Genomic DNA, 16,745 nt, shown 5'->3' on the forward strand with positions numbered 1-16,745 from the left:
TGATAATTATACTAATGACGCACGCTTGCGCATTTTCTTGATTTAAGGTTACCCTTTAATGGTTACTTTATCCTCCTTCTTCTCAAGAAGCGGAATATAAGAAAATGGGATTTCACATACCCGAAAAGCATGATGTCGATTGTTGCAACCCAATATTCATAAAGTTGTATCAATTAAGATAAAATATTTCCTCTCTATGGAAACATAGAAGAAAATAAGGAAATTATGCTGCTGAAAAAAATGCCTTAATTTTTGTTTGTTGTTTAAAATTTGATTAATTTTGGAGTTCCATCCTAATAACAGTTAACATATTCTGCTTCTTGAGAAGAAGGGGAATAGAGTAAACCATAGATTAAAAGCACTTTTCTACCTTGTATATAAACAATTTGTCGAATCCACTTTAAAAAGTAAAATTACTAGAAATTAACATCCGATAGGCTGATGAATAATGAATAGATCTGAGCCGCGGGAAGTTTGTGGATGATGCTTGAGGTTGTCTGTGTTTGGTAAATCATGTTTAGTGTTTGACGGCTGTGAAACACGTGTTCTATATCTGTGAAACACGTGTTCTATAGCCGTCAAACACGTGTTCTATAGCCATCAAACACTAAGTTGAGTGTAATTTAATGATTTTACTTGACTACATTTTCTCTAACTTGTAAGTTAGGTTGACGTGTTTATTATTTAGTTATAAATCACATTGACTTATTTTGTCATAAGTAATAATTTATAGTTGACTACAATTTTTTGAAACAAGGAAGGCCATTCTTAGGGTTCCCTTCCGGTGCATAGAACGTTTCCGATCCTTTCTTTTATTGTCCAAAAATTGGACAGCGTTGTCCAATTTTTGGACAGACGGGCTGGTCGTTGTTTATGTTATCGGCTTGATTTTTATCATAGTATCATTTTAGGCATGTCATTTGCATGGTAATGGGTAGAAAAACGACAAGAAGATGAAAAAATTAGCATACACCATTCTTATTTCCGCCGGATTAGCGGTGACTGTGTGCGCACAGGAAAAGGTATGGACGCTGGACAACTGCATGCGTTATGCGGTTGAAAACAGTCCGAAAAGCAGGCAACAAAGGTATACGAATGATACTTATAAGGCCGAATACCAGTCGGCTATCGCTTCGTTGTTTCCTTCAGTCGGCACCTCGGTCGGCGCAGCTTATAACTGGGGACGTTCCATCGATCCGGAGACCAATACCTATTCCAATACTTCTACCTTTAATAATGCTTATTCGGTGAGCGCCTCCCTGCCGGTTTTCGACGGCGGCGTGCTGATCAATACCTTGCGTTCGGCGCGGGTCAACCGCTCGATCGGGCTGCAGGAGAAACGGAAAACGGAAGACGATATCGCCCTGAATACCATGCAGGCATTTATTGATGTCCTTTATTATCAGGGAATGGTGAAGCTGGCGGGTGAGAAACTGGCGGAAAGCAACCGGGCGTTATACAAGGTGCGCCGGCAGGAAGAGTTGGGGCAGAAAAGCAAGGCCGATGTTTCCCAACTCGACGCACAGGTGGCGGCCGACGATTACAACCTGACTCACCAACAAAACCTGCACCAGACCGCCCTTCTTTCGTTAAAGAATTATATGAATTTACCTGCAGATCAGACAATCGAGGTGGACACCGTGATCCGCGAAGTGGAAGAACTGCTGGTTCCCGAATCGGTAGACGCCATTTATGCACAGGCGGCGGAGACTAATCCGACGGCTGTCAAGGCGGCATTGGATTTGAAGCAGGCCCGGCTGCAACATCTGATTTACAAAGGATATTCCTTTCCGACCATATCCCTTTCGGCCGGCATATCAACCAATTATTTCCGGATGCTGTCGGGAGAGAGTGAGGCGCCTGTCTTCAAGGATCAATTTAAAAACAACCGGGGCGAATATCTCTCCTTTACGCTGAATATTCCCCTGTTCGACGGCCTATACCGCCGGACGAATGTACGCCGGGCGCGCAATCAGGTGCGGATTGCGCAGGAGATGCAGACGGAAACGCTACGCCAATTGCAGACTGCCGTCGAACAAGCTGTCTTGGATCGCGACGGCTTTGCCAAGGAGGTAATCCAGATGGATAAGCAGGTGAAAGCAAACGAACTGGCTTATCAGATCACTTACCGTAAATTCGAGGAGGGGGTGATGAGTTCGCTGGACTTGCAGACGAGCGCCAATACATTGCTTTTGTCGCAAGCTAATCTGTTGCAACGCCGGCTGATGTATCTGGTCAAATGTAAACTGGTCGATTACTATAAAGGACTTCCTTTGATTGAACCGGTGAATGAAAATAAAAACGTAAATTAATTAAACACAAGAGATAAAGATGGATATTCAATTAGAAAAAAAGAAGGGGATTCAAAAGAAACATATTCCCTACCTCATCGGCGGCGGCGTATTTCTCCTTTTAGTCCTTTGGATTATCTTCGGAAATCATGCCTCCACCTTGAAGGTTGAGGCGCGCAACCTGAGCATCGGAAATGTGACAAAGGAGATGTTCAACGATTTTATCCGCGTCGATGGACAGGTACAACCGATCTCGATCATTCAACTCAGTCCTCAGGAGGGAGGGATCGTTGAAGAGCGATTAGTTGAAGAAGGAGCCACGGTAAAAAAAGGGGATGTGATTGTCCGGTTGAGCAATTCGAATATGGATCTGCAAATCCTGAATGCGGAAGCCGAACTGGCGGAAAAACAGAACTTCCTCCGGAATACGCAAGTCACTATGGAACAGGATAAATTGAATAACCGGACGGAAAAACTACAATTAGATCTGGATGTCACCCGTAAATTCAGAACTTATCAACAACAGGAACAACTATATAAAGAAAATCTGATAGCGAAAGAAGAATACCTTCAGGCAAAGGAGGATTATGATTTGGCCAAACAAAAACAGCAGTTGGTGATTGAACGTCTACGGCAGGATTCCATCTATCGTTCCGTACAGATGGATCAGTTGGAAGATAATTTGGACAATATGCGCCGCAATGTACTTTTAATCCGTGAGCGGAAAGAGCATCTGAATATCCGTTCCCAGATTGACGGCGAACTGGGTCTGTTGGATGTGGTTTTGGGGCAGAACATATCGCAGGGACAAAAAATCGGCCAGATCAACGACTTGTCCGATTTTAAGATCGAAGCTTTGTTGGATGAGCATTATATCGACCGGGTAAAGTCGGGGCTACCGGCCACGTTCGAACGACAGGGGGCGAATTATCAATTGAAAGTCCGGAAAGTATTCCCGGAAGTCCGGGACGGCAAGTTCCGTACCGATTTTGTCTTTGTCGGCGAGCGGCCGGGCAATATCCGCAGCGGACAGACCTATTACATCAACCTGGAACTGGGGCAACCGACGGAGAGCATTCTGATCCCGCGCGGTACATTCTTCCAGAATACAGGCGGCAACTGGATCTTTGTGCTGGATAAAGACGGCAAAAAAGCCTATCGGCGTAAAATCAAGATCGGCCGCCAGAATCCGCAATATTATGAAGTGTTAGACGGACTGGAACCGGGCGAACGGGTAATCATATCAGGATATGAAAGTTACAAGGACAATGAAATATTAATCCTTCAATAAAGATATTATGAATATTTTCCGGTTATATAAGAAAACAAGTCTTTTTTTATGGATAAACATTATCGGTTTATCTATTGGATTGGCTGTTTCAATCTTATTGATCCTGTTTGTCGTTAACGAACTGAGCTATGATAAACATATACCTAATAATGAACGCATTGTCCGTTTAATGACCAGCGACTTTTTCTTGAATAATGGTTCCGGTTATCTGCCGATTAATTTAAGGGGAGCCTATACGCAGCTTCCGGAGAAGGTGCCCGGAGTGGAAGCTGCCGTACAGCTTTATAATATGGGGACGGAGGAATTTATAAATGGTACTGAACATTATACAAATATCCGTTTCTTTATGGCGGATGCCGACTATTTCGATGTGTTTAGAATGAAGTTTGTCGAGGGAACTCCGCGGACGGCATTGGCCGACCTGCGTTCGATCGTGCTGACCGAAGAAAAGGCAAAGGCGATGTTTGGTGACGTGCATGAGGCGATGGGTAAGGAATTGCGTACGGAAAGCGATACTTTTGTGGTGTCGGCTGTTGTCAAGGCCTATCCGTATAATACACACCTCACTTTTGATGCCTTGGCTAACATAAAAAAAATGGATTGGATTAATAATGCCGGATTGGAATTTTATACCTATTACCTTATTCGTCCCAATGTTTCACTGGACGAGACCAGGGCTGCGATAGAAAAGGAGTATGCCGCCCTTATCGAACCTTTCGGAAAACAATTTAATGCAGTAATAACCGGCAAGACCGAGATACTGACCGACATTTATCTTAAATCCGAAGCCGGAAATCCTTGGGGCAAATCGAGTAGCATGCATTTTGTCTGGCTGCTAACGACGCTTGCCATCTTTATTCTGATACTTGCCGTTACGAATTTTATTAATCTGTTTATGGCCCAAAGCGAAACCCGTATGAAAGAAATCGGCATACGTAAAACCTCCGGGGCGCAGGTGACGGATATTGTCCGGCAGTTTTTCTCAGAAATAACCCTTGTTGTCGCGATTGCCTTTGTAGTAGGTTTCTTACTTGCTGCGGTATTAGCGCCTTATTTTTCGGAATTAATAAACCGGGAGATTGAGATGAAACAACTTCTTAATCCGTTATTCATTCTCGGAGGTCTCGTTTTATTTATTCTTACCATTGTTTTGTCAGCGTTTTATCCATCGTTTTACCTGAGTCATTTTAACCCGTTAGCCATACTGCATAAGCAAGTGCGTTTTTCAAAGCGTAGGCTGAATGTGATCGTAGTGGTGCTTCAGTCGTTTATTTCCATTATCCTGATCTCTTTTATTCTGATCATTTACCAGCAAATTGCGCATTTGCAGCATTTACCTTTAGGATATTCGCCGGAGAATGTGGTGACTGTTTATGGAAACAATAAGATCGCCAGGAGTTATTCTGCTGTAAAACAGGAATTGCTTGCAAATCCGGATATCAAAATGGTCAGCGGAGCGCATCACCAGATCGGCGGGGGCTGTAGCGGGCAAGGCATCAAAAAGTTCGAAACGGACGAAGCGACGCTGGCGATCAATGAGTACCGCATACTTCCCGGGCTTTGCGAATTGATGGGATTCCAATTGGCTGAAGGAGCATTTTATAAAGAGACGACGCACGATAGCATACGCCAATTGATATTGAATGAGGCCGCTGTCAAGAAACTGGAACTGGAACCGCCTGTAGTCGGCAAAACGATTTACTATAGAGGTAGAATAGAGATAATAGGGGTCGTAAAAGATTTTTATTATGGGAACCCGCTCAATAAGATCGAACCTCTTATTTTGTCGAGGGTAAGTTATCCGTCTTTAATCTACATAAAAATAAGTGATAGGCTGAGTCGGATGGAAGCGGAGCGGTATATACAGGGAGTCTTTCGTAAATTCGATCCGGACTTTACAGTCAATTCCGTTTGGAGCGAAGATGTTTACGCGAATAAGTTTAAAGAACTAAAGATTTATGTAAAGATCATACTGATCGCTTCCCTGCTTTCCGTCTTTATTGCGATGATGGGATTGATGGCTATGCACTTGTATGCTACGATACGCCGTACAAAGGAAATCGGCCTGAGGCGCATTAACGGAGCCACTCGCAGCGATGTCTTCAGGTTACTTTCGGTAGACGTGATTAAATGGGTTGTCTTTGCCGGTATTCTGGCCGCTCCGGTTACCTATCTTATCGCGCACGAATTGTTCAAATCGTATGATAATGTGATTAATTTAAACTGGACCATTTTTGTAGTGCCTGTACTCATTCAGGGGATAACAGCTGTACTGGCAACCTCCGGTGTGACACTGAGAGCCTTGTCCGTGAATCCGGTGGATGTATTAAAACAAGATTGAAACGATGAAAAAAGATTTTATATTGGCTTTCCGTTCCCTCTTCAAGAAAGGGAGACATAACGGTATCAAAATTCAATCGCTGGCAGTCGGCTTAGCTTTAGGGCTGGTATTGATTGCCAAGGTTTATTTCGAACAAACTTATGACAATTTTTACCCCGATGGTGATCGAGTCTATATGATTCAATCCAATATTAATCGGGAAAATGATCCTCCCAAAGAATACGGGCAAGTGTCCGGAGCGATCGCTCCGGGAATGAAAACAGATATCCCGGAGGTAGAAGCGGCTACACGCTTTACTACTTTTGTAGAAGAGGATGCTGTTTTCTATACGATAGACAAGAAAAAATATACGGCCGATTTTATTATGGCGGATGAACATTTTTTTGAGGTTTTGCCTCGTCCGATGCAAATAGGAAATGCCGGGGAAGTACTGTCCCGCCCGCTGTATGCCTTGATTTCTACCTCTATAGCCCAAAAGATGGGAGGCGCGGCGAATATAATAGGGCAAACGATACAGTTGGACAATTATCCGGGAAAAGTGATTACAATCGGAGGAGTTTTTGAGGATGTTCCTGAAAATTCCCATATTCATTACGATGTGGTTCTTTCGCTGGCTTCGATCGAGAACTTTTTCTGGGATGGCCGGGATAACTGGGTAGGTAATGATCGTTACAAAGGGTTTGTGAAATTGTTACCCGGTGTAACACCTGAAAAAATTGCCCCGGCAATCCGTCAGATGCAGGAACGGCATCAGCCGATGGAGGAAATCAAGAAAGCGGGAATAGAACTTAGTTATTCGCTCTTGCCGTTGGAGAAGTTGCATTCGAATGATCCGGGGACAAAGCGGATGTCCGTTTTATTGTCTTTGCTTGCTTTTGCTTTGTTGTTTACGGCCGTGATGAATTATGTCCTTGTGGTGATTTCCACCTTGGTGAGTCGTTCCAAGGAAATGGCCGTTTATAAATGTTACGGCGCTTCGGAAAAGGAAATTCGTTCGCTGATGCTGTCGGAAACGAGCGTGCATTTGTTGTTATCGTTGCTGGCGGCCGGATTTTTAATTTTTCTTTTTCAGTCGACTATTAAGAAAATGGTGGGGGCGTCGGTTACCGCTTTATTCACCCCTGATTCGGCTCTGTTGCTTGCCGGCATCTGTTTGTTGGTTTATCTGGTGGCCGGATTGGTACCCGCCCATTTGTTTTCCCGGATTCCGGTAGCTGCCGCTTTCCGGACATTGAAGGAATCCCGCCGGAACTGGAAGCTCGGTTTGCTTTTTATCCAGTTTGTGGCGACGACTTTTCTGGTGACTTTGCTGGTTATCATCGGACGTCAATACCAGATGATGATTCACGATGACCCGGGGTATAATTACGAGAATCTGCTGTATTGTGATCTAAGTGGTACAAAAGCGGAAGACCGGACGCGGGTGATGGAGGAACTTCGGCGGAATCCGAAGGTAAAAGCGGTAGCCAGTTGTTGGGAGCTGCCTTTTACACATATGTCGGGAAATAATGTCTCTGTTCCCGGAAACGATCGCGAGCTGTTTAATTATGCGGACATGTATTATGCCGATGGCGACTATTTGCCTTTGATGGAAATACCGATCGTGGAAGGAAACGGATTCAATAACGAGACTTCTACCGAAGAGCAGGTTTTGGTTAGTCAGGCTTTTGCCGAAAAAGTTTGTCAATTAGTGAATTGGAAAGACGGTATTGTCGGCAAAACCATCATTATGAGCGAACATGGCAGTATGACAGTCGCCGGAGTTTATCGCGATATTCAGATCTCTTCCCTGGCTGACGCCGATCCTCGTCCGACCGCCTTATTCTTTACCAAGGAACCGGCGTTTAATATCCTGGTCAAATTACAGGAGATCACTCCGGAGTTGATCCGGGAGGTGACAGAGACGTTCGGGAAAGTGTTGCCGGATAAAGATATTGTAGTTACACCTTATAAAACGGAGATGATCAATCTTTACGAAGGAGCGCGTAAATTTCAGGATGCCGTGATGATCGGAGGGATAGCAACCTTGATTATCTCCCTGATCGGTTTGATAGGATATACTAACGACGAAATCAATCGTCGACGGAAAGAGATTGCGATTCGCCGGGTGAATGGCGCAACAATACAAAAAATTCTGCGTCTGTTTATAATCGACATCATCCGTATTGCCATTCCGGCCGTGATACTTGGAGGAGTAGGGGCTTACTTTACGGCAGTCAAATGGCAGGAGCAGTTTGCCGAAAAAAGTGAACTGACGCCTTTTCTTTTTATCGCTTGTGCAGTGGCGGTTGTCGCCCTTGTCTTGTCGGTCGTCAGTCTGGATTGTTACCGGGCGGCCAACCAGAATCCGGTGGAGAGTTTGAAAGCGAATGAATAAACAAAATGAATAAGTAACAAATTAAATAACGAGAGTCATGATTAAAATTGAAGGATTAAGTAAGTTTTTCCGTACCGAAGAAGTGGAAACGATCGCATTGAACAAGGTGTCGATGGAAGTGAAAAACGGCGAGTTTGTGGCCATCATGGGGCCGTCCGGTTGCGGTAAATCAACCCTGTTGAATATATTGGGGTTATTGGACAATCCGACGGCCGGTGATTATTATCTGGACGAGAAGGAAGTAGGGCATCTGAAAGAAAAAGAGAGGACACAGGTGCGCAAAGGAAATATCGGCTTTGTCTTCCAGAGTTTCAACCTGATCGACGAGTTGAATGTCTTTGAAAATGTCGAACTGCCACTTACCTATTTGAACATCAAAGCGTCGGAACGGAAAGAGAAGGTTCATCAAATCCTGAAACGGATGAATATCAGCCATCGGGAGAAGCATTTTCCGCAACAGTTATCCGGAGGTCAGCAACAACGGGTGGCGATCTGCCGTGCCATTGTCTCCAATCCGAAAATGATTCTGGCAGATGAGCCGACCGGTAACCTGGACAGCAAGAACGGTGCCGAAGTGATGTCTTTATTAACGGAATTGAATAAAGAGGGAACGACGATCGTGATGGTTACACACTCCAAACATGACGCTTCGTTTGCCCATCGTGTCGTCAATCTGTTCGACGGGCAGATTGTAACCTCCGTAAGCGAGTTCATTTGAGAATTGCAGATTACACACTTTTAGTAATGACCGACTTTCCACCTGTGAAGGCCGAAAGTTATTTTTAACAAGTATTCAGATGAAAACAATTATACGGAATTTTTTTAGTGTACTACGTCGCTTCAAGTTGGCGACCGTATTGAATCTATTGGGACTGTCTGTCGCTTTCGCGGCATTCATGATTATCCTGATGCAAGTCGATTATGACCGGGATTTCGACCGTTTCCATAAGGATGCAGACTGCATTTACCGGGTGGAGTTTGGCTATGAAGGTAGCTATCAGGCGGTCATCTCCCGTCCGTTCGCTGATGCGTTTACAAAATCCTCTCCGCATATCAAGGCGGGAGCTATATTGAATCCTTTTTCCAATGATCTGTTTTTTTCGGTTGAACGGCAAGGCACTAAATTTAATTACAGGGAACTCTACAGGCAGATGACTCCCTCCGTTATCGATATCTTTGATTTTAAGATGGAGGGAGGTACGGCTAAATCATTGGAAGAGCCTAAAACGGTACTTATACCGGCCAGTTTATCACAAAAACTATTCGGAACGGAGCCGGCGGTCGGCAAATTATTAATGCTGGAGAAAGGAAATCTGAAAGTAGGGGGTGTTTATACTGACTTCCCTATAAATTCTTCCATTGAAAATACAATTATTGAAAGCATTGATCCCAAGGAAAATGTACAGAACTGGGGAAATTGGAATTATCATTTTTTCATTAAAACTGATTCCGGGGCATTACCCGCCGAGTTGATTGCTAATTTTAAAAAGAATTTTGACCCCAAACAACTTTTAGGGGAAAAAGGAAGTTGGGAGATCTCGGATACCGGTCCGCGCCTGACTCCTTTGACGGAATTGCATTATACGACGGATGTAACATATGACGGTACGCCGAAGTCGAGCCGGCAGACGGTGGCCGTACTTTTTGCTATTTCTATTATTATCCTGATAATAGGAGGAATTAATTTTACCAACTTTACTATGGCGTTGACTCCGATGCGTATCAAAAGCATCAACACGCAAAAGGTATTGGGCAGTGCCGATTCCACCTTGCGGTTAGCTCTTTTGGGGGAAGCGGTGGCGATTAGTGTGGTCGCTTATCTGTTTTCTCTCGGGATCGTCTATTTCTCATCACTCTCTCCTATAGCCGGTTTGGTGGATGCCGACATATCCTTGTCCGCTCATCCGTTCTTAGCCGGTGCGACCGGCGTATTGTCTCTCTTCGTCGGATTCCTGGCAGGATTATATCCTTCTTACTACATTACTTCTTTCCAGCCGGCTCTGGTGTTGAAAGGCAGCTTCGGCTTGACACCGAAAGGAAAACAAATGAGAAATACATTAATCGGCATTCAGTTCTTCGCTTCTTTCGCCCTGATTATCGGAGCCCTGTTCATGTATCTCCAGAATCATTATATGCAGCATACGTCGTTAGGATACGATAAAGACGCACTTGTTATTACGGACCTGAATAGCAAGGTGCTGAAAAGTAAAGACGCCTTTTCGAATCAATTAAAATCGTTTTCCGGCATCGACGGAGTTACTTACGGGGAGCAATTGCTTTCCAGCGCAGACCAATATATGGGTTGGGGGCGAAGGTATAGAGATAAGGATATCAATTTCCAGTGCTTGCCGGTAGATCCTAATTTTCTGACTGTATTGGGAATACCGGTGATTGAAGGCCGTAATTTCCGGGAGGAAGATAAACTTTCCCGGCAGGGGGCTTTTATCTTTAACGAAACGGCGAAGAAGAAATACGAACTGGTTGTGGGAGAGTCTATTGACAGCATGTTGATTGCCGGCGTTATGCCGGATGTCAAATTCGCTTCTTTCCGCACGGAAGTCACGCCTATGGCTTTTTATGTCTGGGGTACGCAGAATTGGGGATCTCAACCTCACTATGCCTATATCAGAGTAAAAGCGGGCAGTGATTTATATGCTGCAATGGCACATGTAAAGGCAACGCTTACAACTATCGATCCGGAATATACTTTCCTTGTCCGTTTCTATGATGAAGTGTTGAACAATACGTATGTGAAAGAAGGAAAATTGACTTCCCAGATCACTCTTTTCAGTCTGGTGGCCATCTTTATTTCCATCGTCGGCGTCTTCGGACTCGTTGTCTTCGAAAGCCAGTACCGGAGGAAAGAAATTGGCATCCGGAAAGTGTTGGGTTCGACGACCCGGCAAATCCTCCTGATGTTTTGCAAGCGGTATCTTGTTATTCTTATGATTTGTTTTGTAATAGCCGCCCCGGTAGCCTACTATGCCGTCCGTCGCTGGCTGGAAAGTTTTGCGTATAAGACGCCGCTATATGCTTGGGTCTTTGTCCTTGCTTTTCTGCTTGTCGCCCTCATTACCGTAGCCACTGTCTCTTTCCAAAGCTGGCGGACAGCCAATGAGAACCCTGTGAACAGTATTAAAACGGAATAAAAAGAATTTCAAATGAGAACCGTTATACGAAATTTCCTGAGCGTATTTCGTCGCTTCAAGTTGGCGATCCTGTTGAATGTTTTGGGGCTCTCGATTGCTTTTGCCGCCTTTATTGTCATCCTGATGCAAGTCAGTTTCGACCGTAATTTCGACCGTTGTCATCAAAGGGCAGACTGCATCTATAGGGTGGAATATATGATGGATGGAACTCCCGTAGCGGTAACTTCCCGGCCTTTTTCGGATGCATTTACAAAATCTTCTCCCCACATCAAGGCCGGGGCAATCCAATCTGCATCATCTTCGGAGGATTTCTTTTCGGTGGAGCGCAACCATACGATCCATTATTATAAGGAATCGTTCGGGTATGTCACTCCTTCTTTTGTCGATATTTTCCATTTTGAGATGGAGGAGGGAAAAGCGAGGGTTTTAGACGATCCTGAAGCGGCGCTTATTCCCGAAAGCCTGGCGCATAAATTTTTCGGAGAAGAGCCGGCTCTCGGAAAACGATTGGTAGTAAAGGATGACAAGGATAGGACGCTGATAATCGAAGGGGTTTATAAAGATTTTCCAAAAAATTCTTCTGTCTCGAATGTGATCTATGCTTGTCTCGATAAGCAGGAAAACCTTCATGATTGGAAGAACTGGAATTATTGTTATTATATCCGTACCGATTCTCCGGAGTCGGCAGAAGATTTGGTGGAGAACTTTAAGGCGCATTTTGATTCCCAGTCGCTTTTTGGAGAAAAAAGCAATTGGGAAACAGCCCGGACGGATATCCGCTTAACACCTTTAACCCAATTGCATTTCACTACGGATGTCTTGTATGATTTTACTCCGAAAGCAAGCCGGCAAACGGTTTTCATCCTCTTTGCCATTGCCATTGTGATCCTTTTCGTTGCCGGGATCAATTTTACTAATTTTAATATGGCATTGACGCCCGTACGTATCAAAAGCATTAATACTCAAAAGGTTTTGGGCGGCAGCGATTCGGCCTTGCGCCGGGCTTTACTGGCGGAAGCGATGGGGATTAGTATGATTGCCTTTCTGTTATCTCTCGGATTGGTATATGGACTATCCGTTTCTCCGGTAGCCGGTTTGGTAGATGCCGACCTGAATTTGTCGGCTTCTCCGTTCCTGTTGGGATTGACCGGTATTTTGTCCATTGTATTGGGATTACTGGCGGGGTTGTATCCGTCGTATTATGTTACTTCTTTTCCGCCCGCATTGGTGCTGAAAGGCAGCTTCGGCTTATCTCCCAAAGGAAAACAACTTAGGAATTCACTGATCAGTATCCAATTTTTCGCTTCATTTACACTGATTATCAGTGCCATGTTTATGTATCTTCAAAATAGCTATATGCAACATACGTCATTGGGATACGATAAAGAGGCAATAATCGTTACGGATCTTAGCAATAAAGTTTTGGATGCCAGAGAATCTTTTACGAACCAAGTGAAATCATTGGCCGGCGTGAAAGGTATAACTTATGGGGAACACTTGCTTTCAAGCCAAGATCAATATATGACTTGGGGGAGACGCTACCGGGATCAGAATATTCAGTTCCAATGCCTTCCGGTGGAGCCTAATTTCCTGAAAGTCCTGGGGATATCGGTAATCGACGGACGGGATTTCCGGGAAGAAGATCAACTTACGCGGGACGGCGCTTATATTTTTAATGAAGCCGCCCGCAAAAAATATGGAATAGCGGTCGGGGAAAGTTTTGACAGTAGCCAGATTGTCGGCATCGTACCGGATATCAAGTTTGCCTCCTTCCGAACGGAAGTAGCTCCCATGGCTTTTTTTGTCTGGGGGACAGATAAATGGGATAATTTTGGAGGAAGCATACCGGATTATGCTTATGTAAAAGTGGAAGCCGGAGCGGATTTGCATGCCGCCATGACGCATGTGAAAGCAACCTTGAAAACGTTCGATCCGGATTATCCGTTCAATATCCGTTTTTATGATGAAGTGTTGAATAATACGTACGTGAAAGAAAAGAGAATCACTTCACTGATCACTCTTTTTAGCTTATTGGCTATTTTTATCTCTATCGTAGGCGTATTCGGGCTGGTTGTTTTCGAAAGCCAATACCGGCGGAAGGAAATCGGTATCCGGAAGGTACTTGGTTCAACAACACAGCAAATCCTTGCGATGTTTTGCAAAAGGTATTTTATTATTCTAACAGCCTGTTTTGTAGTTGCCTCACCCGTTGCCTATTGGGCGGTTCGTCGCTGGCTGGAAAATTTTGCGTATAAGACTCCGTTGTATGCTTGGGTCTTTGTGCTCGCTTTTTTAGTCGTTGCCTTGATCACTGTCACTATCGTTTCTTTCCAATGCTGGCGGACGGCGAACGAGAATCCGGTGAATAGTATCAAAACGGAATAAAACAAAAAATAGTAATGAAAAACTTATTCAATTTCAAATCGTATTTCAAATTCTTAAGCCGGAACAAGCTCTATACGGTAATCGATGTTTTCGGTTTATCCATTTCATTGATGTTTGTGATCTTGATCGCGACTTATACGATACAGGAACTTTCAACCGACAGTTTCCAGAAGAAAGCAGACCGGATTTATGTACTGGGGAATGAGGAAGAACATTTCGGGCCTTTCCGATTGGCTTACCGGATTCAGGAACGTTATCCCGAAGTGGAGAAGGTCTGTCCGGTCACTACTTGGGAACATGCCCCGGTGCTGATTAAGGAAGAGAACTTTAATGCCGATTTGCTGTTTGTGGACTCCACCTTTTTCGATCTGTTTTCTTTCCAATTGTTGCAAGGTAATCAGAAGAATGTCCTGATATCGAAAGGTAATGCGGTTATTTCGGAGACGTTTGCGCGTAAAGCTTTTCACAGCAGTGACCCCTTAGGGCAAATGATCAGAGTAAACGATTCCGTCCTGGTTACCGTAAGCGGCGTCATGAAGGATATTAAAAACTCGACGATACCGACCTCCGATATTCTTGTCCGGATCGATAATATCAAATATTTCAATTCCAGTATGGATAGTGAACGTTTTAGTAACTTTGGAAGTTGCATTCTCTTTCTTTTAGCCAAAGAGGGAGCCGACATACAGACTAAAACGGGTGATATGCTTTCTTTCTTTAAAGAGATTGCCTGGATTTATAAAAACGGAGTACTTAATAAAGTGGTGTTGACTCCTCTGAAAGATATTTATTTTTCGGATATGCCTGCTTTGTTCTTGCAGCAGGGTGATAAGAAATTAGTTTCTATCTTACTATCTGTCGGTTTATTGATCCTGATTTTTGCGATTATTAATTATATCAACCTGACCGTCGCACAGACCGGGTTCCGAGCGAAGGAGATGGCAACGCGCCGACTGTTGGGTTCTTCCCGAAGCGATTTGTTCGGAAAACTGATTCTGGAATCCATGCTTTTGTGTTTTCTTTCGTTTGGTATCGGTTTGTTTATGGCATATCTTTGCGCACCGTTCGCCGGAAACTTGTTGGCAAAGCAAATTTATCTGAATGATTTTATCACACCGGTTTCCGTCGGAATTACCCTTTGCCTGATTTTCTTGATCGGGTTCATCTCCGGATTATTGCCGGCGATTATCATTTCGAGAACGAAGCCCATCGAGGTAGTCAGGGGAGGCTTTCGGACAAAGACGAAAATGGTATTCAGCAAGTTCTTCATTGTTTTTCAGAATATAATCACTATCGCCTTGGTAGCAGCTTCCCTGATTATGGTCTCACAGGTTCGTCATTTGATCAAAGCTCCTCTGGGCTATAATACTACGAATCTGATGGACATCTCTATCGAAATAGAAAAAAGTCAGGTTAAGACCCTTTCTAATGAACTCCGGCAGTTGGCTTCCGTCAAACGGATAGCGCCTTGTGCGGGAACTCCTTTTACACGAGGCAATAACAATACGGTTACGTATGAAGATCGCGTAATTAGTTTCCAGACAATTGTTACGGATAGTGTAGGCTTCGATATGTTGGGTATTAAAAAACTGAGAGAGAATCATCTTTCTTCCGATCGGCTGTGGTACTTGAGTGAACAAGCTTTACGTGAACTGGGTATCAAGGAAGATGCCCCTTCCTTTAAATTCTATAAAGAGGAGATCCCGATAGCCGGAGTGATCCGTGATTTTAAATTAAGGAATATTGCGGAATCCCAAAGCCCCGTTATATTCCAGATCCATAAAACGGAAGATGTTCCAACCTGGAATCTGTTAGTTGAGGTGCAGGGAGACCCTTATGTGGCGTATGATGAAATCAAGTCGGTGTATGAACGGCTGACACGTTTGGAATTTACCGGGAAATACATAGACCAGCAGATTCAGGAATCCTTTGAAGTACAGCGGAAAACTTCAACTATCGTATCGCTTTTTGCCGGTATTGCCCTATTGCTCTCTCTCTTGGGATTACTGGCGATATCTACCTATTTCATCCAGCAACGCCGGCGGGAAATAGGGGTGCGGAAAGTATTCGGTTCCACCAATGCACAAATACTGAAGCGGCTGGTTTTTACTTTCCTGAACTATGTCGTCATCGCTTTTGTCATCGCGACGCCGCTTGTCTGGTACCTGATGCGAAAATGGTTGTCGGATTATGATTACCGGATTGACTTGAGTCCGCTCTTTTTCATCGCGTCGGGGGGCATTTGCCTTGTGATTTCTTTTGTGACTGTCTTTTGGCAAAGCTGGCGGGCTGCCAACTCCAACCCGGTCAACAGTGTGAAAACGGAATAGAAATTGGTACTATATAAATAAAACTTTTGCCTGCGACAAGTTTTAAAAGCAAGAAGTCTGTATATTTGTGGAAATTATTGACACAAATTTGATTGGTATGAAAAAAATGTTGTTTTCTTTAGCTTGCGGCCTGATACTATTGTCCGGTTGCAATCAACCGGCTGCCGAAAAAGCTGCCGGCGACGGATGTTGCGGGATAAGTAAGGATTCCATGCAAATCGTGATGAACATTCCGATGAAAATAAAACCGGAATCGTTGTCCGCTTACCTTGCGGCTTTCGAAAAATGCCGGCAGGGTACTTTGCAAGAACCGGGAGTAATCGAGTATGAGACGTTTCGGTCGCTGACCGACAGTACCGAACTGTTCTTATTTGAGCGTTGGAAAGATACGCCTTCACACAAGGCACATATGGAAACGCCTCATTTCAAGCAATACAAGGAAGAAACGACAGGTATGCGGGATACGACTTTCAGCAAGAAAACGGTTGTGACCTATGTTTGTCCAGCCGTTAATCCTTGATTGCATAGCCTGTTTAAACGCTTGTCATCCGCTACCGGCATTCCCATCTAATCGGGAGCCG

At 44.3% G+C, this 16,745-nt stretch carries 9 protein-coding genes; all 9 read left to right on the forward strand.

All coding sequences use genetic code 11. The features are described from left to right. The first annotated feature begins 953 nt into the window (after window positions 1-953). The 9 genes from BQ8014_RS09940 to BQ8014_RS09980 all read left to right on the forward strand — a co-directional run bounded on the left by BQ8014_RS09940 (window position 954) and on the right by BQ8014_RS09980 (window position 16,684). A complete protein-coding gene (locus BQ8014_RS09940) occupies window positions 954-2,312 on the forward strand; it encodes a TolC family protein (RefSeq protein ID WP_080904203.1) in 1,359 nt (452 codons plus the stop codon). A gap of 19 nt (window positions 2,313-2,331) precedes the next feature. Then, complete coding sequence (locus BQ8014_RS09945) at window positions 2,332-3,582, forward strand: efflux RND transporter periplasmic adaptor subunit (protein WP_080904204.1); 1,251 nt, start codon at window positions 2,332-2,334, stop codon at window positions 3,580-3,582. Between the two features lie 7 nt (window positions 3,583-3,589). Further along, entirely contained in the window at window positions 3,590-5,923 is a 2,334-nt protein-coding gene (locus BQ8014_RS09950; RefSeq protein WP_080904205.1) for an ABC transporter permease, read from the forward strand. Window positions 5,924-5,927: 4 nt separating this feature from the next. Continuing rightward, window positions 5,928-8,300, forward strand: a complete 2,373-nt coding sequence (locus BQ8014_RS09955) for an ABC transporter permease (protein WP_080904206.1) — start codon at window positions 5,928-5,930, stop codon at window positions 8,298-8,300. Window positions 8,301-8,337: 37 nt separating this feature from the next. Next, window positions 8,338-9,018: an ABC transporter ATP-binding protein gene (locus tag BQ8014_RS09960; protein WP_080904207.1), complete on the forward strand. Its 681-nt coding sequence runs from the start codon at window positions 8,338-8,340 to the stop codon at window positions 9,016-9,018. 79 nt (window positions 9,019-9,097) lie between these two features. Further along, window positions 9,098-11,449: an ABC transporter permease gene (locus BQ8014_RS09965; RefSeq protein WP_080904208.1), complete on the forward strand. Its 2,352-nt coding sequence runs from the start codon at window positions 9,098-9,100 to the stop codon at window positions 11,447-11,449. A gap of 12 nt (window positions 11,450-11,461) precedes the next feature. Then, a complete protein-coding gene (locus BQ8014_RS09970) occupies window positions 11,462-13,834 on the forward strand; it encodes an ABC transporter permease (protein ID WP_080904209.1) in 2,373 nt (790 codons plus the stop codon). Window positions 13,835-13,848: 14 nt separating this feature from the next. Then, the gene (locus BQ8014_RS09975; protein ID WP_080904210.1) at window positions 13,849-16,164 is read left to right on the forward strand and encodes an ABC transporter permease; all 2,316 of its coding nucleotides are present in this window, start codon (window positions 13,849-13,851) and stop codon (window positions 16,162-16,164) included. Window positions 16,165-16,261: 97 nt separating this feature from the next. Further along, the gene (locus BQ8014_RS09980) at window positions 16,262-16,684 is read left to right on the forward strand and encodes a putative quinol monooxygenase (RefSeq protein ID WP_080904211.1); all 423 of its coding nucleotides are present in this window, start codon (window positions 16,262-16,264) and stop codon (window positions 16,682-16,684) included. The last annotated feature ends 61 nt before the right edge of the window (window positions 16,685-16,745 follow it).

The sequence above is a fragment of the Parabacteroides sp. Marseille-P3160 genome (assembly GCF_900162725.1).
GTDB lineage: Bacteria > Bacteroidota > Bacteroidia > Bacteroidales > Tannerellaceae > Marseille-P3160.

What these genes read in the sequence shown, in the direction of transcription:
- BQ8014_RS09940 (WP_080904203.1), top strand. Translation starts at nt 954, where the DNA reads ATGAAAAAATTAGCATACACCATTCTTATTTCCGCCGGATTAGCGGTG.
- BQ8014_RS09945 (WP_080904204.1), top strand. Translation starts at nt 2,332, where the DNA reads ATGGATATTCAATTAGAAAAAAAGAAGGGGATTCAAAAGAAACATATT.
- BQ8014_RS09950 (WP_080904205.1), top strand. Translation starts at nt 3,590, where the DNA reads ATGAATATTTTCCGGTTATATAAGAAAACAAGTCTTTTTTTATGGATA.
- BQ8014_RS09955 (WP_080904206.1), top strand. Translation starts at nt 5,928, where the DNA reads ATGAAAAAAGATTTTATATTGGCTTTCCGTTCCCTCTTCAAGAAAGGG.
- BQ8014_RS09960 (WP_080904207.1), top strand. Translation starts at nt 8,338, where the DNA reads ATGATTAAAATTGAAGGATTAAGTAAGTTTTTCCGTACCGAAGAAGTG.
- BQ8014_RS09965 (WP_080904208.1), top strand. Translation starts at nt 9,098, where the DNA reads ATGAAAACAATTATACGGAATTTTTTTAGTGTACTACGTCGCTTCAAG.
- BQ8014_RS09970 (WP_080904209.1), top strand. Translation starts at nt 11,462, where the DNA reads ATGAGAACCGTTATACGAAATTTCCTGAGCGTATTTCGTCGCTTCAAG.
- BQ8014_RS09975 (WP_080904210.1), top strand. Translation starts at nt 13,849, where the DNA reads ATGAAAAACTTATTCAATTTCAAATCGTATTTCAAATTCTTAAGCCGG.
- BQ8014_RS09980 (WP_080904211.1), top strand. Translation starts at nt 16,262, where the DNA reads ATGAAAAAAATGTTGTTTTCTTTAGCTTGCGGCCTGATACTATTGTCC.